Annotated in this window: 18 protein-coding genes; 8 read left to right on the forward strand and 10 right to left on the reverse strand. The window is 70.6% G+C overall.

Features of this window, described 5'->3' with window-relative positions:
* The first annotated feature begins 3 nt into the window (after positions 1-3).
* From OWR29_RS17690 to OWR29_RS17700, 3 genes are read left to right on the forward strand one after another with little or no spacing between them, the layout of a single operon-like run.
* Positions 4-609, forward strand: coding sequence for a hypothetical protein (locus tag OWR29_RS17690; protein ID WP_267563996.1), 606 nt, complete (start codon positions 4-6; stop codon positions 607-609).
* Positions 606-1,253: a bifunctional 4-hydroxy-2-oxoglutarate aldolase/2-dehydro-3-deoxy-phosphogluconate aldolase gene (locus OWR29_RS17695; RefSeq protein WP_267563997.1), complete on the forward strand. Its 648-nt coding sequence runs from the start codon at positions 606-608 to the stop codon at positions 1,251-1,253. Before OWR29_RS17690 ends, OWR29_RS17695 begins: the two co-directional genes overlap by 4 nt.
* On the forward strand, positions 1,250-2,221 hold the full coding sequence (locus tag OWR29_RS17700; protein WP_267563998.1) for a sugar kinase: 972 nt from the start codon (positions 1,250-1,252) through the stop codon (positions 2,219-2,221). Before OWR29_RS17695 ends, OWR29_RS17700 begins: the two co-directional genes overlap by 4 nt.
* Here OWR29_RS17700 and OWR29_RS17705 read toward each other — a convergent pair.
* The 3 genes from OWR29_RS17705 to OWR29_RS17715 form a co-directional block, all read right to left on the reverse strand.
* Positions 2,218-2,445 carry a hypothetical protein gene (locus tag OWR29_RS17705; RefSeq protein ID WP_267563999.1) on the reverse strand — a complete coding sequence of 76 codons (228 nt, stop codon included), beginning with the start codon at positions 2,443-2,445 and terminating at the stop codon, positions 2,218-2,220. The two genes, OWR29_RS17700 and OWR29_RS17705, sit on opposite strands and share 4 nt — an antisense overlap.
* A gap of 73 nt (positions 2,446-2,518) precedes the next feature.
* Positions 2,519-3,667 (reverse strand): RNA polymerase sigma factor, encoded by a 1,149-nt coding sequence (locus tag OWR29_RS17710; RefSeq protein WP_267564427.1) that lies wholly within the window; start codon positions 3,665-3,667, stop codon positions 2,519-2,521.
* A 53-nt stretch (positions 3,668-3,720) separates the two neighbouring features.
* Positions 3,721-4,062: a YciI family protein gene (locus tag OWR29_RS17715; RefSeq protein ID WP_267564000.1), complete on the reverse strand. Its 342-nt coding sequence runs from the start codon at positions 4,060-4,062 to the stop codon at positions 3,721-3,723.
* Positions 4,063-4,436: 374 nt separating this feature from the next.
* On the opposite strand from OWR29_RS17715, the gene OWR29_RS17720 reads away from it, so the two are divergent.
* On the forward strand, positions 4,437-6,494 hold the full coding sequence (locus OWR29_RS17720; RefSeq protein ID WP_267564001.1) for a VWA domain-containing protein: 2,058 nt from the start codon (positions 4,437-4,439) through the stop codon (positions 6,492-6,494).
* Between the two features lie 121 nt (positions 6,495-6,615).
* Here the strand turns inward: OWR29_RS17720 and OWR29_RS17725 are convergent, their stop codons facing one another.
* Positions 6,616-7,641, reverse strand: coding sequence for a class I SAM-dependent methyltransferase (locus OWR29_RS17725; RefSeq protein WP_267564002.1), 1,026 nt, complete (start codon positions 7,639-7,641; stop codon positions 6,616-6,618).
* A gap of 83 nt (positions 7,642-7,724) precedes the next feature.
* Between OWR29_RS17725 and OWR29_RS17730 the strand changes: the two genes are divergently transcribed.
* Complete coding sequence (locus tag OWR29_RS17730; protein WP_267564003.1) at positions 7,725-8,642, forward strand: NADP-dependent oxidoreductase; 918 nt, start codon at positions 7,725-7,727, stop codon at positions 8,640-8,642.
* A 39-nt stretch (positions 8,643-8,681) separates the two neighbouring features.
* Here the strand turns inward: OWR29_RS17730 and OWR29_RS17735 are convergent, their stop codons facing one another.
* Positions 8,682-9,647, reverse strand: a complete 966-nt coding sequence (locus OWR29_RS17735; RefSeq protein WP_267564004.1) for a TetR/AcrR family transcriptional regulator C-terminal domain-containing protein — start codon at positions 9,645-9,647, stop codon at positions 8,682-8,684.
* An 84-nt stretch (positions 9,648-9,731) separates the two neighbouring features.
* Here OWR29_RS17735 and OWR29_RS17740 point away from each other — a divergent pair, with 84 nt between their 5' ends.
* Positions 9,732-10,928, forward strand: a complete 1,197-nt coding sequence (locus OWR29_RS17740; protein ID WP_267564005.1) for an FAD-dependent monooxygenase — start codon at positions 9,732-9,734, stop codon at positions 10,926-10,928.
* Positions 10,929-11,793: 865 nt separating this feature from the next.
* Here OWR29_RS17740 and OWR29_RS17745 read toward each other — a convergent pair.
* Both OWR29_RS17745 and OWR29_RS17750 read right to left on the reverse strand, forming a co-directional pair.
* The gene (locus OWR29_RS17745; RefSeq protein ID WP_267564006.1) at positions 11,794-11,940 is read right to left on the reverse strand and encodes a hypothetical protein; all 147 of its coding nucleotides are present in this window, start codon (positions 11,938-11,940) and stop codon (positions 11,794-11,796) included.
* 57 nt (positions 11,941-11,997) lie between these two features.
* Positions 11,998-13,548 carry a CocE/NonD family hydrolase gene (locus OWR29_RS17750; RefSeq protein WP_267564007.1) on the reverse strand — a complete coding sequence of 517 codons (1,551 nt, stop codon included), beginning with the start codon at positions 13,546-13,548 and terminating at the stop codon, positions 11,998-12,000.
* Positions 13,549-13,604: 56 nt separating this feature from the next.
* Between OWR29_RS17750 and OWR29_RS17755 the strand changes: the two genes are divergently transcribed.
* A complete protein-coding gene (locus OWR29_RS17755; protein WP_267564008.1) occupies positions 13,605-14,243 on the forward strand; it encodes a TetR/AcrR family transcriptional regulator in 639 nt (212 codons plus the stop codon).
* Here OWR29_RS17755 and OWR29_RS17760 read toward each other — a convergent pair.
* The 3 genes from OWR29_RS17760 to OWR29_RS17770 form a co-directional block, all read right to left on the reverse strand.
* The gene (locus OWR29_RS17760; protein WP_267564009.1) at positions 14,233-14,598 is read right to left on the reverse strand and encodes a VOC family protein; all 366 of its coding nucleotides are present in this window, start codon (positions 14,596-14,598) and stop codon (positions 14,233-14,235) included. The two genes, OWR29_RS17755 and OWR29_RS17760, sit on opposite strands and share 11 nt — an antisense overlap.
* A 40-nt stretch (positions 14,599-14,638) precedes the next feature.
* Positions 14,639-16,600, reverse strand: coding sequence for an N-acetylmuramoyl-L-alanine amidase (locus OWR29_RS17765; protein ID WP_267564010.1), 1,962 nt, complete (start codon positions 16,598-16,600; stop codon positions 14,639-14,641).
* 294 nt (positions 16,601-16,894) lie between these two features.
* Positions 16,895-18,589, reverse strand: a complete 1,695-nt coding sequence (locus OWR29_RS17770; protein WP_267564011.1) for a glycoside hydrolase family 13 protein — start codon at positions 18,587-18,589, stop codon at positions 16,895-16,897.
* A gap of 82 nt (positions 18,590-18,671) precedes the next feature.
* On the opposite strand from OWR29_RS17770, the gene OWR29_RS17775 reads away from it, so the two are divergent.
* Entirely contained in the window at positions 18,672-19,673 is a 1,002-nt protein-coding gene (locus OWR29_RS17775) for a glycosyltransferase family 4 protein (RefSeq protein ID WP_267564012.1), read from the forward strand.
* Positions 19,674-19,720 lie beyond the last annotated feature (47 nt).

Consider the following 19,720-nt stretch of genomic DNA (forward strand, 5'->3'; position numbering starts at 1 on the left):
CGCGTGTCTGACATCCCGTGGTGGGGGCTCCCCCTCATCGCTGCCCTGTTCGCCCTGGCCGGCGCCGGGGCGGTACAGCTCGCGTCCGCTCGCAACGACTATCTGCGCAGCCGCCGGAAGCGCACCCGGCGGTGGTACGAGGAACGCAAGGACGCGTACGTGTCACTGCTCTCGGTCTTCGAGCGGGACACGTATCGCCTGCGTGCCGCGTACGACGCCGGCGAGAAGCCGGTGCCGGTCCTCACGTACATGGACGAGGTCGGCCCGGCCCTGATGCAGGTGCGCCTGCTCGCCTCGGGGCCGGTGCGCAGCGCCGCCCTGGCGGTGCACGTCCTGCTGCAGAAGCTGCACGGCGAGATGAACCCGGCCGCCGTGGTCGGGGTCGAGCCGACGATCCACTTCCGCGAGCTGCTGGCCCAGGTGCCGCTGGTCATGCAGCAGTTCGAGGCGGCCATCCGCGACGAGCTGCGGATCGAGACGACACCACCCACCCAGCCCACGGCCACCGAGGCCGATCTGCGCGGCCGCCCGTGGCCGCGGTTGAGACGTCCCGCACGCACCGCACCCCTGGATGGTCACGCCGAAGTGGGGCAGGATCTGAAGGCGTGACCGATGAGAGCGTTCCCCTCGACGCTGTGTCCGCCGCCGTGGTCGAAAGCGGGATCGTCGCGATCCTGCGCGCCCCCACGGCCGACTATTTCGCCGCCGTGGCCGACGTCCTGGCCGAGAACGGCGTCACCGCGCTCGAGGTGACGCTCACCTCGCAAGGCGCCCTCGAGGCGCTGGCCGGGCTGCGCCGTCAGCTGCCGTCCTCGGTGGCGGTCGGCGCCGGCACCGTGCTCACCGGCGCCGACGCCAAGGCCGCGGTCGACGCGGGGGCCGAGTTCCTGGTCTCCCCCGTGCTCGACCCGGGCCTGATCGCCGGCGCGACGGTCCCGTTCTTCCCCGGCACGTCCACCCCGACCGAGATGTACGCGGCCCATCAGGCCGGCGCGCCGCTGGTCAAGCTGTTCCCGGCGGCCGGCCTGGGTCCCGAGTTCCTGCGCAACGTGCGCGGCCCGCTGCCCCAGATCAACGTCATGCCGACCGGCGGCATCAAGATCGAGGACATCGCCGACTGGCTGTTCGCCGGGGCCCGCTCGGTCGGGCTGGGCGGGCCGCTGGTGGGTGACGCCGTCGTCGGGGGCAGCCTGACCGCGCTGGCCGCCCGGGCCCGGCACGCGGTGAGCGCGGTCGCCTTCGCCCGCTCATGAGCAGCCCGCCCACGAGCGGGTCGCCCGAGGGCGGCTCGCCCGGAAGCGGCCTGCTCACCTTCGGTGAGACGATGGGGCTGGTCGCCGCGGACGGCATCGGCCCCCTGGCGTACGCGAAAAGCTTCTCGTTCGGCATCGGCGGCGCCGAGAGCAACGTGGCCATGGGCGTGGCCCGGCTCGGCGGCGAGGCCACCTGGCTGGGCCGGGTGGGCCCGGACGCGGCCGGCGCGCTGATCGCCTCGCGTGTCGCGGCGGCCGGCGTACGCACGCTGGCCATCACCGACGAGTCGTTCACCGGCCTCATGGTGCGGCACCGCCGGTCCGGCGAGTTCGCCCAGGTCGACTATCACCGGGCGGGCAGCGCGGGCTCCCGCCTCTCCCCGGCTGACGTGCCCTCGGCCGAGATCACGGCGGCCTCGATCCTGCACGTCACCGGCATCACGCCCGCACTCAGCGAGTCGGCCCGGGCGGCGGTGTTCCAGTCGATCGAGACGGCTCGGGCGGCCGGCGTGACGGTGTCGGTCGACCTGAACTACCGGGCCAAGTTGTGGAGCCGGTTCGACGCCGCTCCCGTCCTGCGCGACCTGGCCTCGCGGGCCGACGTGGTCTTCGCGTCACCGGCCGAGGCCGAGCTGTTCGTCGGCCCCGGTGACGTGCCGGCCGAACTGGCCAAGCTGGGCCCGGCCGAGGTGATCGTGAAGGACGGCGGGGACGGCTGCGTGGCCCTGATCGAGGGCGAGCGGCACACCGTGCCGGCCCTGGCCGTGACGGTGGTCGACCCGGTGGGCGCGGGCGACGCGTTCGTGGCCGGTTACCTGGCCGACCGCCTGGCCGGCGCTTCCCCGGCCGAGCGGCTGACCACGGCGATCACGGCCGGGGCGTTCGCGGTGACCGTGCCCGGCGACTGCGAGGGGGCACCCACCCGGGCCGAGCTGGCCGCCCTCACCGGCGACGACGTACGGCGCTAGTTGGAACGGGCCTCGCGCGCCAGGCGCTTGCGTTCGCGCTGCTCACGGGTGTAGCGCTTGCGGTTCTCGAGGTCGCGCTTCCACTGCTCGCGGGCGCCCTCGTCGCAGCCCTGCACGGCGTTCTTGGTCTGGGCCGGCCCGATCATCGAGCGGAACCACATGTCGTCGAACGTCTCGTGCAGCCACTGCTGGAACCGGCCGCGTCCCTCGGCGTTCTTCGTCATCGCTGCGCCCTCCCGAGCCATCATTGCCACGCCAATCATTTGTACCCCAACTATCGGCGGGACGCCAACCGATCTAAAGGCTGCGCAGGCGACTGTGCAGGAAGTCTCGTTCCACCTCGTTGTCCGTCAGGGCCAGGGCCTCCTCGTAGGCCGCGGCCGCCTCGGCGGTGCGGTCCAGGCGACGCAGGAAGTCGGCCCGGGCGGCGGCCAGATAGGCGTACGTGGCCAATGCGGGCTCGGCCGTGAGCGGGGCCAACGCGTCCAGCCCGGCCCGCGGTCCGTCACGGAAACCGACCGCCACCGCCCGGTTGAGGGCCACCACGGGTGAGCCGCCGGTCAGCCGCAGCAGCACGTCGTAGAGCCCGATGATCTCGGTCCAGTCGGTCTGCTCCCACGACGGCGACTCGGCGTGCACGGCGGCAATGGCGGCCTCGACGGCAAAACGGGTCGGCGACTCACGGCGCAGCGAATCGGTCAGCAACGCGATGCCTTCGGCGATCTGCGTACGGTTCCAGAGGCTCCGGTCCTGGTCGGCGAGCAGCACCAGCTGCCCCGCCGGGGTGACCCGGGCCGCCGTCCGGGCGTCGGTGACCAGCAGCAACGCCAGCAGGGCGGTGACCGCGGCCGACCGGGGCATCAGCAGGTGCAGCGTGCGGGCCAGGTGGATGGCGCTCGCGGTCAGGTCGGTACGGATCAGGGCGGCGCCGGTGGGGGCGGTGTGACCGGTGGTGAAGAGCAGGTGCACCACCTCCAGCACCGGGCCGAGGCGGGACTCCATCTCGTCCGGGTCGGGCGTGCGGTACGGGATGCGGGCGGTCGCGATCTTCTTCTTGGCCCGGGTCAGGCGCGCCGCCATCGTGGGCTCCGGCACGAGGAACGCGCGAGCCACCTCGTACGTGGAAAGCCCGCAGACGAGGCGAGCGGTCAGAGCGACCTGGGTCTCGCGGGACAGCGCCGGATGACAGCACGTGAAGATCAGCCGCAGCCGGTCGTCGCCGGGATTGTCGGGCGCGGTGACCAGCAGCGGCAGGCGCCGGCGGAAGGCCGCGGCCCGCCGCATCTCGTCCAGCGCCCGATTCCGTGCCACCCGGGTGAGCCACGCACCGGGCTTGCTCGGCACACCGTCGCGGGGCCAGACGACCAAGGCTTGCGCGTACGCGTCCTGGGTGCACTCCTCGGCCAGGTCGAGATCACGCGTCACCCGTGCCGTCGTCGCCAGCACCTGCGCCCAGTCGCGGCGGTGAGCCTCGGCCACCGCCGCGACGAAGTCGGACGTCACGGGTGTTCGACGACCGGCCGGATCTCGACGCCGCTGTGCCCGGCCTGCACCTCGGGCAGCAGCTTGGCCAGCGCCAGCACCTCGTCCAGGTCGGCCGCCTCGAGCATGTAGAAGCCGCCCAGCGCCTCCTTGGTCTCGAGGAACGGCCCGTCCGAGGTGACCGACCCGCGCAGCGTGGTCGCGTTCGGCGACGGCTCCAGCTCCTGCCCGCCGATGACGCGGTCCCCCGCCGCGTCCCGGAAGTCGGCGTGGGCGGCGTCATGAGCCCGGCGCTGCTCGACGGTCAACGCCTCCCACTGCGCGGAGTCGCCGTAGATCAGCAGGGTGTACTTCGGCATGTCGTGTCCTTCTCGTCGTCCGGCACTGTCACTTCACCGACGAACGCCCGGTGCACGAAATCGACATCCGGGCGGACCGGTCTGCCACCGGATCGGGCCGACCTTCGATCGGCCAGTCGATGGTAGGTCGGCTGGTCGGTTCCGATGGCCGCCCGGGTGGACGGCATCGAGCGGCATGCGTCCGTGAAAAAGTCCGGAGCACGACTCGAGTCGGCCTTTCTCGTTGAACGTCATGAATTCGAGATCAAGACCTGGGGAGAAACGTGCGCCGATACGAAACGATCAAATCGTCATCACCCAAACGGCGCCGGCGGATTCTCATATCCGCTCTATCGGCCGCCGCACTGTCGATAGCCGCGGGTGCGGTCGCGACGATGCCAGCCGCCGATGCGGCCGAGGTGCAGGCGGTCGACGTGCTCTTCGTGTTCGACACGACCGGCAGCATGGGCGGGGCCCTCAACGAGGCCAAGGCGCAGGTGACCGACGCCATCGCATCGGTCCGGCAGAAATATCCGGACTCGAAGTTCGGGCTGGCCACGGTCGGTGACTACGACCCCGGCGACACGCCGTGGGCGCTCAAGCAGAAGATCACCGACGATCCGGCGCTGCTACAGGCGGCAGTCGGTCCGCTGAGCGCCGACGGCGGCGGGGACTCTCCCGAGGCGTACGGCCGAGCCCTGCACGAGGCGGCCGTGAACGGCGATATCGGCTGGCGGTCCGGGGCCAAACAGATCCTGATCCTCGTCAACGACGATGTGCCGCACGACAACGACCTGAACGAGGGCGTTCCGGAGGACATTCGGAGTCAGGCATCGCCCTGGAACACCGGGATCGATCCGGGGCCGGACGGGACGGCGGGAACTGCCGACGACATCGACTGGCAGGCCGCGCTGGCGGCCTTGAAGGCCAAGGGGATCATCTTTGCGACGGTCTTCTACTCAGGATCGTCGGTATACAAGCCGTACTGGGACTGGTGGACCAAGCAGGCCGGCGGCTCGACCACGACCGGAGGAGGCACGACTTCTCTCGGCGACATCCTCGCCGAGCTCATCGACGACACAGTGTCCGGTGGATCCGGCGCTCTCGACCCGGCCGCATGGGAAGCCGGTGACGTGCATGTGCATTCGGTGGGCGACACCTCGTTGCGGGACAACCTCTACTGCCGCAACACCAACCCGCCTCTGATTCCCCGGAACGGCAAGGCGACCGACGCCCAGAAGGAAGCCTGCGCCCAGCACCTCATGCGGATGGTCGTGGACCGGATGAAGGCTCCGGAGAAGAAGGGCAGCATCACGCCGTCGCCGCTGAGCTGGGTGGTCCTCTCCGAGCACGGGCCGTGGCTCGGGATCAACGCACCCGGCAAGCAAGGCGTCACCGACTACAACACGGCCGAGGGCCGGAGGCAGTGGAACATCGTGGCTGACAAAGCCAGCGCCACGGCCGCCACCGACCGGGTCCGGATGCTGATCGGCGAAGAGATGGGAACAACCGGAACGACCGGTCATTTCTCGGCGTACTACGTTCCCGACTACGTTCGTAACGGCCCGCTCAATCCGGCCGAAGGGTATTACGTTCGCGACGTCCGCCGGGACGGCGGCTGGGGCGCCATCAATCATCCTTTCAATGGCAGCACGTGGGGATGCTGGGATTGTCTCCGGCGGTATCCGAAGACCATTCGTGCCATGGAAATCATCACCTCGGAAGCCCTGCCCGGCGGGGATCTGCTGCGCCGCTGGGATCAGGAGCTGGGGAACGGCTATCCGGTCGCCGCGGTCGGGGGCGGCGACACTCACACGGTGTCCCGGGTCGGACCGCCGAGCTTGCACGCCGCCGAACAGCGTGGCGGCAATACGGCGAAGCTCGGTGCCGACGGCCGGGCCCGCACGTACGTCTACACCGGCCGGGCCGGCCTCGGCGCCGGCTTCAACAGTCGTGATCAATTCGACCCGGTGCGGGTGGCCCTGCACGACGGGACCAGCGTCGCCTCGAACGGTCCGCTGGCCGTTATGACCGTCGACGGCGCGGCCCCCGATTCCGAGATCCTGCCGTGGCGTCCGGCCCACCAGGTCAAGGTCGCCTGGAACAAGAGCGACGGGTACGGCGACCCGACGTCGATCACCGTGGTCGCCGGTCAACGCGAGGACCCCGTCAGCCCCAGGGAATTCCTCTGCACGAGGAGCCCGTACGAGGCGCCGAGGTCGGAGCGGTGCCGGAATGAGAAGAGGTTCGCCGTGTCGTCGTCGGACAAGGCGTCCGGGCAGGTCACCATCGACGTCGATGCGACCGGCTTCCCGGCGCTGGCCCGGGTCGCCCGGCCGACTCCACACAACCCGTCGAGCTACATCCGGGTGCAGGTCGAGTTCCCCCGCGTCGACGGCAAGCGGCGGGTCGTGTACACCAGCCCGGTCTACTTCAGCGGGATCACCGCTTAGGTCCGGCATGCGCTGCCCCGCGGCGACTCTTGGCCGCGGGGCAGCGGCCTTGGCCTCAACTTCACTTAAGCGCGGCCATGGTCGAGATCTCGAACGTCGAGGGCCCGAAATCGACAACCGCTCAGCGCAGGCGGTAGAAGCGCCAGAAGTCGTTCGGGATGTCGAGGACCTGCGGCTGGTCGTAGCCGGCCTCGCGGGCCCAGGCCAGCAGCGTCGGGGCGCGCAGGATGGTGCCGTTGGCCAGCACCGGGTTCTCGGCGCGGGTGGCCGGCAGGCAGTGCAGGACGCTGAACGCGTACTGCAGCCGTTCGACCTCGCCGGCGGGCGCGGTGAACTCGTCGGCCACCCGCTCGTCGCCGATGAACACGCTGGCGCCGGGAGCCAGCCGGGGGCGGACGGCGCGCAGCACGCCGACCGGGTCGCCCATGTCGTGCAGGGCCTCGAAGATGGTCACCAGGTCGTACTCTCCGTCGATCTGGGCGGCGTCGCCCAGGGTGAAGCTCACCCGGTCGGCGACACCGGCCGTGGCCGCGGCCGCCCGCGCCTCGGTGATCGACGCCTTGTCCAGATCGATTCCCCGTACGGTGATGGCGGGGTAAGCCTGGGCCAGCGCCACCGACGACCGGCCGGCGCCGCACCCCAGATCGAGCACCCGGGCGCCCGGAGCGGCGCGCAGCCGTGACTCCACCTCGGGCACCGCGGGCATCCACTCCCGGGCGAGCAGGTGGTCGAACATCGGCTGGTTGAAGGCCGCGATCCCGTGCCGGATGGGCCGCCCGTACTCGGCGTAGGAGATGCCCTCGCCGGTGCGGAAGACCTCGACCACCCGCGGGAAGATCAGCCCCAGCCCGACGGCGAACTCTCCCGGGCCGCCCTCGTCCAGCAGCACCTCGGCCGCCTCGCCGGTCAGCGTGAACTCGTCACCGTCGACCGTCAGGAAGCCGGCCGCCGCCTGCTGCTCCAGCCATTCCCGGGCGTACCGCTCGTCGATCCCGGCCGTCTTGGCCAGCTCGGCCGCGCCCGCCGGATGGTCCCGCAGCGCCGCGTAGAGGCCCAGCTCGCGCCCGAGTTCCACGGTGAACAGTTCGGCGGCGCCGGTCAGCGCGGTCAGCAGCCGCTCGCTCAAGTTCTGGGTTTCAGTAGTCATGTCGGCCACCTTCGGCCACCCCGCGTGCAGCGCGCGTGCAGCGCCCTTGACCTCAACCTGAGTTCAGCTTGCAGACTCCCGTCATGAGAGCAGCCGTGTTCGATGAGTTCGGTCCGCCCGAGGTGCTGCACGTCGTCCACGTGCCCGATCCGCAGCCGGGGCCGGGTGAGGTGCGGGTGCGCGTGCTGGCGGCCGGGGTTCAGCCCTTCGACGTGGCCGTCCGGCAGGGGCAGATGCCGTGGGCCAAGATCCAGTTCCCGCAGACCATCGGGCAGGAGTACGCCGGGGTGGTCGACGCCGTGGGCGAGGGCGTGACCGACTTCCTGCCCGGCGATCCGGTGCTGGGCTCGGCCATGCTCAATGGCGCCGCCGAGCTGGTGTGCGTGGCCGCCGAGAACGTCGTACGCAAGCCGGCCGCCCTGGACTTCCCGACCGCGGCCGCACTGGTCGCGGCGTCCCAGACGGCGAGCGGGGCACTGCTCGAGCTCGGTGTGGGCGAGGGTGACGTTCTGCTGGTCCATGGGGCCGCGGGCAGCGTCGGCACCGTGGCCACCCAGCTGGCCCGGCTGGCCGGCGCCACGGTGATCGGCACGGCGAGCCTGCGCAACCATGAACGCCTGCGCCGCCAGGGTGCCGTCCCGGTCTCGTACGGGAAAGATCTGGTTCAAGAAGTACGCGATCTGGGCCTGCAGCCGACGGTGGCGCTGGACGTTGCCGGCGGCGACGCCATCGCGCAGTCGGTCGAGCTGGGCATTCCCCGCGACCGTGTCGGCACGATCGTCGACGACAAGGCGGCCACGGAACACGGCACCCAAGTCGTGCGGGCCGGTCGCGATCCGAAGCGCCTGGCTCATGTCGTCGATCTGGCCGCCCGGGGCCAGGTGGTCATGCCGGTGCAGCCGTTCCCCTTGGACGAGGTCGTCGAGGCTCATCGCGTCGTCGAAGGCCGCCACAGCGACGGCAAGGTCGTGCTGCTGCTGGCGGGCGTCGACGTCCTCTAGGCGGGCGTCGACCTCCGCTCAGCCGGCGTCGACATCCGCTCAGCCGGCGTCGACATCCGCTCGGGAGGCGGCGGCTTCCGCTCGGGAGGCGTCGGCTTCCGCTCGGGAGGCGGCGGCTTCCGCTCGGCGGGCGTCGACGAACAGCGTCAGGCCGTCCAGCAGGCGGGCCAGGCCGAACTCGAACAGCTGGTCGAGGTCGAAGTCGAAGCCGTGCTCGGTGAGCTCGCGGAAGTGGGTCAGCGCGCCGGCATCGATGAGGCCGGCCAGGTTGCCCGACTGCGTCTCGAGCCACTGGTCGCTGGTCAGGCCCGTTTCCCGTACGGCTTCGTTCTCCACCTCGACGGCGGCGGCCAGCCCTCGGACGAACGTGAACAGCATGATCTGGACGTACATGCGCTCGGCGGTCGTCAGCGTCGTGTTGTCGAAGACGGTCAGCACCCACTCGCTGAGCCGCACGCCGTTGGGAGCCATCTGCGGGCGGGTCAGCGACATCGACGGGCCCAGCCACGGGTGGCGGTTGAACGCGGCCCACTCCTCGCGGGCGACGATCTCGAGGCCGGCCCGCCAGCTCGACGGGCGGCGCGGCGGCAGGCGGATGGCGCCCAGCGCCGCGTCCATCATGCCGACGAGCAGCTCGTCGCGGCTGGGCACGTGGCGGTAGAGCGACATCGTGGCCACGCCCAGCTCGGCCGCCAGCCGGCGCATGGTCAGCTCGGCCATGCCGTGCTCGTCGGCGATCGCGATGGCGGCCCGGACGATCCGGTCGCGGCTCAGCTCGTGCTCGCGCCGCGGCATCCGCCCCGCCACGACGGTGCCGACGCCCGGTCGCGCGATGGTCAGGCCTTCCTCGCGCAGGGCGGCGTGGGCCTTGGTGGCGGTGGCGATCGCGACACCCCACTCGCGGGTGATCGCGCGGGCCGAGGGCACCCGATCGCCCGGGCGCAGCTCGCCGGCCTCGATGCGCCGGCGGATATCGGCCACGATGCGCCGGTAGGCGGGTTCCACCGTACTAGTACACCGGGTTTCCGCTGCCGCGTGTGTACTAGTGTGCTTTGCTTGCCATGACGCTCGTGCCTACCGTCGCAGGACATGCGAGTACACCGTACGCAAGTTCTGATTTCCGGTGCCGGCATCGCGGGCCCGGCGCTGGCCTGGTGGCTGCACCGTGCGGGCGCCGACGTCACGATCGTCGAACGGGCGCCCGGCCCCCGCCCCGGCGGCCACGCGGTCGACATCCGCGGCGCCGCCCGCGCCGTCGTCGACCGCATGGGCCTGATGCCCACGGTCCTGGCCAACCGGGTCGACGAACGCGGCTTCGCCCTGGTCGACGCCCGCGGCCACCGCCTGGCCGCGATGCCGTCCGACATGTTCGGCGGCGAAGGCATAGCCGCCGAGATCGAAATCTCCCGAGGCGACCTGACCAGAATCCTGATCGACGCCACCCACGACAAGGCGGACTACCGCTACGGCGACCGCATCACCGCCCTGACCCAGGACTCCGACGGCGTCGACGCAACCTTCGCCAGCGGCGGCACCGAACGCTACGACCTCGTGGTGGGAGCCGACGGCGTCCACTCCGGAGTGCGAGCCCTGGCCTTCGGCCCCTCAGAGCAATTCGTCCGCCCGCTGGGCGGCTACGGCGCCCTGTTCTCGGTTCCCGATCCAGGCGACCTGGACGGCTGGTTCCTCATGCACAACGCGCCCGGTGGCCGGGTGGCCGCCCTACGCCCCGAACGCGCCGGCACAGCCAAGGCGAGTCTGAGCTTCCGCACGAAGGAACGCCTGGGCCGCCTCGACCGGACGGCCGTAGCGGAACGTTTCGCGGGCCTCGGCTGGCGCGTTCCCGCCTTGCTGGCCGCCCTGCCCGCCGCCGACGACTTCTACTTCGACTCGATCGACCAGGTGCACGTGGATCGCTGGCACCGAGGCCGCGTGGTGCTGCTCGGCGACGCCGGCTATTGCGGCTCCCCGTTGGCCGGCCTGGGCACGAGCATGTCCTTGGTCGGCGCCTACGTCCTGGCCGGCGAACTGGCCGAGGCCAAGTCACCCACCGCAGCCTTCACCCGTTACCAACAGGCCATGGCCGCGTACGTGGCCGACGGCACCCAGCTACCGCCGGGCGGCATGGCGGCTTTCGCCCCGAACACCCGCCTCGCGATCCGCTTGAAAGCGCTCAGCATGAGCCAGATGAACCGCTGGCCCAGCAAGCAACTACTGGCCCGCCACTTCAGCAAAGCGGAGGCCATCACGCTGAAGCCCTACCCCGCCCTCACTCCAACCACCTGAGCACGCGCGGAGTTGTTCCCGGCTGAAGTTGATCAACCAGTGGTGGCGGGGGAAGCGAGCCGCAGCACGTCGACCAGCAACCCGATGCCTCGAGACGTTGCCGTGACCGGCTTGCAGCGCCGGCGGAGCGAGCTGGCCGGCCGTTCGCTCGCATCCGGTCAGGAGTCGGGCCCGGCCGCGGCGGCTCGCGCGGCGTCAAGGCCTTGATCTGGGCATGCGCCGGGGGGACTCGCCCAGCTTGACGCTCGCGGCGGTGTCGTCAATCCCATCGAGCAGCACGAGGAAACGGCCGACGATGCCGGCGCGGCGGTGTCCCGTCGCGCCCCGGCGCAAAGCGTTCACCGCGTGGGACACGGCATCGGAGCGCCCGGTCGCGACAAGCCCGAAGACCGCGAGGGCGCAAGCGTCAAGCGCGCCATTGTTGTCCCGGGGATCGCTTCCGGGTGGTCCAGCATCACGACCGGGCCCGTCCTTTCCGGACGAATTTCCGACTGGATGCCCTACAGCAGGCTCTCGGGTCCTGAGCCATGTGATGCAGCGGCTGCGCACGGTCGGCCGGAAGTCGGCACACGATCGCGGTCTTTCCAGTTCCGCCGCGGCCCGGCCACGGTCACCGTCCGGCTCCAGGGATCGGCCGCATCCAGGGCAGCAGGCCGGTCTCGGTTGCCCGGCTTTGAAAAGGCGGGCTGGAGCCGGTGGAGGACTTGAGAACCGTGAGATGCGAGTAGTCGTGGGCTCCCGGGTCAGAGTATGGCTGACAAACACCCGCGGGACGTCCTCGTCCAGGATCCCAGCTGGCGACGAGCCGCGGCCCTCCAGATCGGGCAATTGCCCGATGTGGAGGGCCGCAGGCAGCGCGCCCCGCTCAGCCGGTGATCGTGTCCCAGGAGTAGCCGAGCAGGGCGAACGCCGCGCCCAGCAAAGCCAGGCTGACGCCGCGGGACGAGATGGGCAGGGCGGCCAGCGCGAGCAGGATGACCGCGATCAGGTAGAAGATGCCCTGGATGGACATGGAGGCTCCTCGATAGTGGGGGTGGCGGCGCTGCCTGTACCCCCGCGTCGAGGCGGGCTAAACCAAGGTCAACACGAACTCGGAGTCGGGGCTGATGGTGGTTTCGGTGGGGTTCAGGCGGGTGGCCGGGCCGGGTGGCTCGCCGGTGCCGTAGTTGCGCAGGAAGCGGGGGTGGGCGCCCCCACTCACCTGTAGCCGCAGGCGGTGGCCGGGGCGGAAGACGTGTGCCGTGTGTCCCATGTCGACTGTTACCCGACCGCTGCTGTCGAAGCGGGTCAGGCCGTCGCAGATGTTGAGCGACCGGCCGTCCGGGGCGACGTCGCAGAGGCGTACGAACAGATCGCCGCTGGCGGCGGTGGTTGTGGCATCCAACGAAGCTTGCACCGGGCCCATCAGCGTCAGCGGGCGTTCGACCGGGTCGCTGGTGAAGAGCAGGACGTCGGTTCGCTTCTCGAGCGGGGCGTTGTCAACCTGGCCCTGGGTCGGGGACTGCAGCGGACCGCCGATCGACGGGGTGGGATCGGCCGGGTCGTACCGGAAACTCCAGCCGCGCTCGGCCCGGAACGAGTCGAGCCGCAGGCGTTCGGCGCGCGCCTCGGGCGGGGGCCAGTCGGGCAGGTCACGCCACTCGTCCAGGCCGCCCACGTGAGCTCGTACGCGATAAGCCGGAGGCTCACCCCGCAGCCGGCGCATCGCCTGGGCGAAGACCTCGGGCCAGCCCTTTTCGAGGGCGGACGTGTGGGTCCACGGGCCGATCAGCAGGTCGACGTCGCGGTCGGCCGCTCGCAGGCGGGCGTACTGGTCGTACACCTGGGCGAAGCTGAGATCCCACCAGCCGAGCGTCAGACTGACCGGCACCTCCATGGCCCCGGCCGCCTCGGCCATGTTTCCCTCAGTCCAGTGATCGGGTGACGGGTGGGCCAGCCACTCCTCGAGCGCCGGCCGCCGGCCCCCGAAAGCCGACGGATACGCGTCGAGGAGTGGCAGCCCGAGGGTGGCGCGGCGCAGCCGGAGTCTCAGCCTCATCGCCGCGCGCAGTGCCTGGCCCGCGGTGGCCCCGTCCTGTTTCAGCATCACGCCGCCGACCAGCGCCCGTTCCAGCCCGAAGGCGCCGCCGGCCCAGTAGAAGTCGTGCGGATCGGTGTGGCCGAGCTGCATCACCGCGGCACGCCACTCGGGCGGCGGGTCGACGGCCAGGGCGGCCTGCGTGTACGCCATGTAGCTGGCGCCCACCGTGTAGAGGTCGCCGGTGAACCAGCTCTGCTTGCGGATCCATTCCACCGTGGCCACGCCGTCGGCCGTCTGGTCGCGCCAGGCGTGGAACGTGCCGCCCGAGCCCTCGGTTCCGCGCGTGCTCTGCAGCAGCACATGGAAGCCCTGCTCGGCGAAGCGGACCCCGTACAGCAGATTCCAGGGAAAACCGCTTCTGATGTACGGGGCTCGGACGAGCACGGTCGGGCAGGGCTCGGCGCCGACCGGGGCGTAGTGGTCGGTGAGCAGCGGCACCCCGTCGGCGGCGGGCACCGGCACGGCCGTTTCCCGTTGGACGGCGTACGGGCCCGGGGCCCGGCGGCTCAGGAGTCGGAGGGACAGTGGCAGTCTTCGCATAGGTCCACCCCCGCATTTTCAGTACGTCGTACGAGAAATACTAGCAGGAGGCATCGATGGCCCGCGGACGCCCGCCCGCGCACACCCGTGACCAGGTCGTGGACGCTGCGATCGGGATAGCCGACGTCGAAGGGCTGGGCGCGGTCACCATGCGCCGCATCGCCCAGGAGATCGGGGCGGGCGCGATGTCGCTCTACACGTACGTGCCCGACAAGGACCGGCTGGTGGATCTCATGGTCGACCGGGTCGGTGGCACGCTGCATCCCGTCGCGATGACCGGCGATTGGCGTACGGATCTGCTGGCGCTGGCCGCTTCTCAGCGCTCACTGATGCTGGCGCACCCGTGGCTGCCGGCGGCCCTGCCCAATCGGCGGCTCACCGGGCGCAACATGCTCGCGTACCTGGAACAGGGCCTGGCCGCGCTGGAGCCGACCGGGCTGGGCGGGCCGGTCAAGCTCGAGATCGTCGCGCTGGTCACCGGGCTCGTGGCCACCTTCGTCACGGCCGAGCTGGCCGGATCGGCGCCCGTGCCGGAACAGGTCGCGCTGATCACCGAAGCGGTCGCGACCGGGGACTTCCCGCAGTTGGGAAGTGTGCTGGCCGAAGGCGGACAAGGCGGCGAGCCGGACTTCGACCGGCTCGCCGCCTGGACCATCACGGGCCTGGTGACGCAGGCCCTCGCGGCTAACTCTTGAGGCAGATGTCGAACGGGTGACCCTCCGGGTCGAGCAGCACCCGCCACCGGTCGGGGGTGGGCTGCTCGTCCGGCTTGGTCGCGCCCAGCGCCAGCGCCTGCTCCTCGCCCTTGTCCAGGTCGTCGACATAGAAGTCGAGGTGATAACGCTTGGGCGTACGCTCGTCGGGCCAGCCGGGGGCCGAGTACCCGGGCACCTGGCCGAAGCCGATGCTGGTCTTGCCGTCGCCGATCATCGCGTACTCGTCCTGGGCGTGCAGGACCTCCCACCCGAGCACGGCGGCGTAGAAACGGGCCTGCGCCGCCGGGTCGGACGCGTCCAGATTGATCATCGCCAAGCTTGCGAATCCACTCATGGACGCGATCCTTCCCGCCGAGGCTGACATCTGCTGTCAGTTACTTCAGGTAAACCAGGCCGTCGAGCGCGACGCCGGGCCGGCCCGGAGTTCCCTCGACCACGATCCGCACGGTGTGCTCGCCACTCTGCGGCCACCAGCGCGACCACACCACCTGGCGGGCCTGGGCGCGCGTCGAGCGCAGGTCGATCGTGCCCTGCGGCCGGCCGTCGAGGATCACCGCGACCCGTCCGGCCCGCGGACCCCGGCTGAACACGAGGGCCGCCGAGCTGCCGCTGAACCGCCAGGTCGCGCTGGTGCCGCGGACGCTGCCGCCCACCGCCGTGCCGCCCAGGTAGGAGCCGTTGCGCAGGGAACGCCAGGTCCCGCTGCGTTGCGCCGACGATTCCGAGACAACTACCGGCGTACGGGTCACCGACGCACTCACGGCATTGAAGGCCCGGTCGGTGGCGCGCACGGTGAACGTGGTCGGCCGGTTGGCCGGAGCGCCGACATTGCGGGTGCGGGCCCGGACGCCGAGGTTCACCGTCGCCGGCCGGGTCAGCCGAACCGAGCCCAGGCTGGCGTTGTCGCGGACGGTCCAGTCGAGGTGCATCGGCACGGCGCCCAGGTTCACGGTGCCCGGCCGCAGCGCCACGTCCGGCTCCCGGCCGAAGACGGGCGCGCTCGTGTCCGCGAAGACCTTGCTGTTCACGACGGTCGACCGCCCCGACAGGTGCAGCGCCCGCACGCTCACGGTGTGCCCGCCCGGCGCCAGCCGGATGGGGGCCGAGTGCTTCCCGGCCGGCGTGGCGACCCGCAACACGCCGTCCACCCACACCTCGAACCGGTTGATCAGCGCGAGCGGCGTGGTCACGTTCCAGGCGGGCTGGATGACGCCCTTGGTGAAGTACCAGGCCCCGGCCCGGGCCGAACCGCGCATGCCGGTCATGCGCAGCCCGGTCGGGGCGGCGCCGGCGATGGCCCGGATCGAGGGCAGCTGCGCGTAGAGTGCGTTGCCCGGGCAGGCCGTCTGCCCCGCGTCCCGGTGCCCCGAGATCCGGTACAGCGGAACCTTGCGGCCGGCCGGGAAGCGCTCGCTGCCGCCGGATGTGACCACCACCCGTCCGGCGGGCGGATTCCCGTACGCGCCGAGCTTGTAAGCGGCCATGGCAGCGATCACCGTCCGGACCCGGGTCGAGACCGCCCGGCCGCCGTACGAGCCGATCACGGCGATGGCGCTGGCGTTCGCGTTGAAGCCGAGCGTGTGTGCGCCGAGCACGGTGCGCGCGATCCCGCCGCCGCGCCCCTCGAACACGGTGCCGCACTTGTCGATGAGGTAGTTGTAGCCGATGTCGTCCCAGCCCCGGCTGCGCACCTGGTACGCCTGGATGCCGCGCACGATGCCGGCCGACTGGGCGCAGCTGTACCCGTTCCCGGTGGCCGTGTGGTGCACGAAGAAGACCTGCGTGGGACCGGTGTATTCGGCCGGCCCCTTGACGATGGCCTCGTTGGCTCGCCACCCGGCCCGGGTGACGATGCGCGGGTGGGGCCGGCCCGGCAGCGGCACAGCCGCCTTCTCCAGCCGCCCCTCCATTCCGGCGCGCCCCGCCGCGGCGACGTTACCCATCGAGGCGCGGCGCGGTGTGACCGCGTCCTCGGCGTCGGGGTTGATCAGGTCCATGCGCAGCCCGGCCGGCAGCGGGCGCCGGGCACCGGTCACGCGAGCCTGAACGCCGTCCGACGGACCAACCCACAGCGGGTCGGACGAGCCGCGTACGTCAGCCGGAGCGCGACCATCGGTCTCGAGCGTCTGCCACGGCGACCACCGGCGGGTGCTCAGGTCGCGGGTGCGCACCTGCACGAACCCGTCGACCCGAGCCGCCGGATCGGCCCACGTCACCCCGATCAGGCTGAACGGCTTGATCACCTCTGGACTGGCGACCCCGGTGAGCGCGACCGTCTGCAACGCCGGGTTGGCGGCGCCCCCTCGCTGATCGGCCGCGGCCGGACTGCCACCCACCCCCGCCACCATGGTCAGCAGCGCCGCCGCAGCGCGAGATATGGCCCGATTCCGATGCACGTGTCCCCCCGTGGTCTCACTTGATCGACCACGTGCCACCTTCGCCGCCTGCGCTACCGCCCGTCCCGGGAATCCGAAATGAAGCCCGACATTTACGACGAATGGCCAGTATTACGGTCCGAACGTCCGGCGCGTCGCTCTTCCCTACGCCGCCACCGGCCTGACCGCTCAGGCCGGTCCGTGGACAACGAGGATCGGGGCGCGCTCCATCGCGAGGAAGATTCGCAGACCCCGCTATCCGAGTGAGCGCCGGTAAACGACCGCCTGCCACGGGGCCAGGGTCCAGCCGTCGGGCGGCGTGGCCACGTTCGACAGCACGAGCTCGGCCCCCGACCAGTCGTCCTCGAGGTCCGCGTGCACCTCGGAGCCCGAGAAGTTGCCGATGACCAGCAGTTCCGTGTTTACGAGGCGGCGGGTGTACGCGTACAGCTGCTCATGGTTGGGCAGCAGCATCGTGAAGTCGCCGTCGACCACGGCCGGCTCGGTGTGCCGCAGGTCGGCCAGCTTGCGGTAGTAGTGGTACACCGAGTCGGGGTCGGCCTGCGCCGCCTCGGCGTTGACCTCCGGGTAGTTCGGGTTGACGGCGAGCCACGGCGTGCCCGTCGTGAAGCCCGCGTGCGCCGAGGCGTTCCACTGCATCGGCGTACGGGCGTTGTCCCGCCCCCGCGCCCGGAGCACCGTCAGCACTTCCTCCGGCGTACGGCCCTCTTGCTCGACGGCTTGGGCGTACTGGCCCAGCGCCTCGATGTCGCGGAACTCGTCGATCGCCCGGAACGGGTAGTTGGTCATCCCGAGCTCTTCGCCCTGATAGATGTACGGCGTGCCGCGGTGCAGATGCAGCACGGTGCCCAGCATCTTGGCCGACGCCACCCGGTACTCGGCACTGTCGTCGCCGTAGCGGGACACCGCCCGCGGCTGGTCGTGGTTGTTCCAGTAGAGGCTGTTCCAGCCCACCTCGGCCAGCCCGGCCTGCCACCGGTTGAAGATCGCCTTCAGGTTGGTCAGCTGCAGCGGCATCAGCAGCCAGGGGTCCTCACCGCGGTCGGCCCAGACGTGGTCGAACTGGAACACCATGTCGACCTCGTGCCGCTCAGGGTCGGTGAACAGCTTGGCCTCGTCCACGGTGACGCCGGGCATCTCGCCGACCGTCAGCATCGCGTCGCGGCCGGCGAAGACCTCGCGGTGCATCTCTTGCAGGTATTCGTGCAGGCGCGGGCCGTTGATGAAGCCGGCCGAGCCGTCGCCGTAGAGCGAGCCGGCGGTGAGCCGGCCGTCCGGCAGCGGCACCACCTTCGAGATCATGTTGATGACGTCCATCCGGAAGCCGTCGATGCCCCGGTCGAGCCACCAGTTCATCATTTCGTAGACCGCGGACCGGACCTCCGGGTTCTCCCAGTTGAGGTCGGGCTGCTTCTTCGAGAACAGGTGCAGGTAGTACTCGCCGGTCTTCTCGTCGAGTTCCCAGGCCGAGCCGCCGAACACCGAGCCCCAGTTGGTCGGCTCGGCGCCGGGCGTACCCGGTTCGAGGCCTTCGCGGGCGGGCTGCCACCAGTACCAGTCGCGCTTGGGGTTGTCCTTGCTGGAGCGGCTCTCGAGGAACCACGGGTGCTCGTCGGAGGAGTGGTTGACGACCAGGTCCATGATCAGCTTCATGCCGCGGGCGTGCACCCCGGCCAGCAGCTCGTCGAAGATCTCGAGGGTGCCGAAGACCGGCTCGATGTTCTGATAGTCGCTGATGTCGTAGCCGTTGTCGTCCTGCGGGGACGGATAGATCGGTGACAGCCAGATCACGTCGACGCCGAGGCCGGACAGGTGATCGAGGTGGTCGATGATGCCGCGCAGGTCGCCCATGCCGTCGCCGTCGGCGTCGGCGAAGCTCCGCGGGTAGATCTGGTAAACAACCGCGCTCTTCCACCAGAGATCCGTCATGGGTCTTCTCTAACACGAGAACGCCGGCTCCAACCGCTGGGCATACTAAGCACGTGTTAACTACCTGTACGCGGCATTTGTCATGAAGGTCGCCATGCTGGGCCCGATCGCCTGGCGTACGCCGCCCCTGCACTACGGGCCGTGGGAGCTCGTGACCAGCCTGATCACCGAGGGGCTGGTCGAGCGGGGCATCGACGTGACCCTGTTCGCCACCCTCGACTCGATCACCAAGGCCACCCTGGACGGAGTCGCGCCCAGCGGGTACGAGGAGAACGCCGACCTGGACGGACGGGTGTGGGAGGCGCTGCACATCGGACACGCGCTGGCCCGCTCGGGCGAGTTCGACCTCGTGCACAACCACCTGGACTGGCTGCCTCTCGCCTTCTCGCAACAGTGCGAGGCGCCCATGGTGACGACGATCCACGGCTTCTCGGGGCCGAACATCCTGCCCGCGTACCGGCGGGCCCGCTCGGCCTTCGTCTCGATCTCGGACAGCGACCGCTCCCCCGACCTGGACTACCTCGGCACGGTGCACCACGGCATCGACCTCGACGGGCTGCCGCTGTCGCAGAACGGCGGAGAGGACCTGATCCTGTTCGGGCGCATCCATCCCGACAAGGGCACCGACCTGGCCCTCGATATCGCCGCGAAGGCGGGCCGGCGGCTGGTGATGTGCGGGATCGTGCAGGACCGGGCGTTCTTCGAGGAGCTGATCGAGCCGCGGATCGACGGCGACCGGGTGGTCTATCTGGGCTCGGTCGGCCCGGACGAGCGGGGCGCGATCCTCGGTTCCGGACTGGCGCTGCTGCACCCGATCCGGTTCGCCGAGCCGTTCGGACTGTCGGTGGTGGAGTCGATGGCCTGCGGGACGCCCGTCATCGCGTTCCGCAAGGGGTCCATGCCGGAAGTGGTTGACGAGGGCGTAACCGGGTATCTGGTCTCGAATGTCGACGAAGCGGTCACCGCCGTCGACCGGGTGCGAGACCTCGACCGGGCGGCCTGCGCGGGCCGCGCCCGGCGCCGCTTCTCCCGCGATCGCATGGTCGAGGACTACCTGGCGATTTACCGGAAAATCGTCGGCTGAATGGGCTTTCTTGTTAACGTCGTAATGTGAATTGCGTGTTAATCCGG

The organism is Paractinoplanes pyxinae (genome assembly GCF_026626335.1).
GTDB classification, from domain to species: Bacteria; Actinomycetota; Actinomycetes; order Mycobacteriales; family Micromonosporaceae; genus Actinoplanes; species Actinoplanes pyxinae.

What these genes read in the sequence shown, in the direction of transcription:
- OWR29_RS17715 (WP_267564000.1), bottom strand. Translation starts at nt 4,062, where the DNA reads ATGCCGAAGTACACCCTGCTGATCTACGGCGACTCCGCGCAGTGGGAG.
- OWR29_RS17770 (WP_267564011.1), bottom strand. Translation starts at nt 18,589, where the DNA reads ATGACGGATCTCTGGTGGAAGAGCGCGGTTGTTTACCAGATCTACCCG.
- OWR29_RS17720 (WP_267564001.1), top strand. Translation starts at nt 4,437, where the DNA reads ATGCCAGCCGCCGATGCGGCCGAGGTGCAGGCGGTCGACGTGCTCTTC.
- OWR29_RS17700 (WP_267563998.1), top strand. Translation starts at nt 1,250, where the DNA reads ATGAGCAGCCCGCCCACGAGCGGGTCGCCCGAGGGCGGCTCGCCCGGA.
- OWR29_RS17760 (WP_267564009.1), bottom strand. Translation starts at nt 14,598, where the DNA reads ATGAGTGGATTCGCAAGCTTGGCGATGATCAATCTGGACGCGTCCGAC.
- OWR29_RS17755 (WP_267564008.1), top strand. Translation starts at nt 13,605, where the DNA reads ATGGCCCGCGGACGCCCGCCCGCGCACACCCGTGACCAGGTCGTGGAC.
- OWR29_RS17730 (WP_267564003.1), top strand. Translation starts at nt 7,725, where the DNA reads ATGAGAGCAGCCGTGTTCGATGAGTTCGGTCCGCCCGAGGTGCTGCAC.
- OWR29_RS17775 (WP_267564012.1), top strand. Translation starts at nt 18,672, where the DNA reads ATGAAGGTCGCCATGCTGGGCCCGATCGCCTGGCGTACGCCGCCCCTG.
- OWR29_RS17745 (WP_267564006.1), bottom strand. Translation starts at nt 11,940, where the DNA reads ATGTCCATCCAGGGCATCTTCTACCTGATCGCGGTCATCCTGCTCGCG.
- OWR29_RS17750 (WP_267564007.1), bottom strand. Translation starts at nt 13,548, where the DNA reads ATGCGAAGACTGCCACTGTCCCTCCGACTCCTGAGCCGCCGGGCCCCG.
- OWR29_RS17740 (WP_267564005.1), top strand. Translation starts at nt 9,732, where the DNA reads ATGCGAGTACACCGTACGCAAGTTCTGATTTCCGGTGCCGGCATCGCG.
- OWR29_RS17725 (WP_267564002.1), bottom strand. Translation starts at nt 7,641, where the DNA reads ATGACTACTGAAACCCAGAACTTGAGCGAGCGGCTGCTGACCGCGCTG.
- OWR29_RS17705 (WP_267563999.1), bottom strand. Translation starts at nt 2,445, where the DNA reads ATGACGAAGAACGCCGAGGGACGCGGCCGGTTCCAGCAGTGGCTGCAC.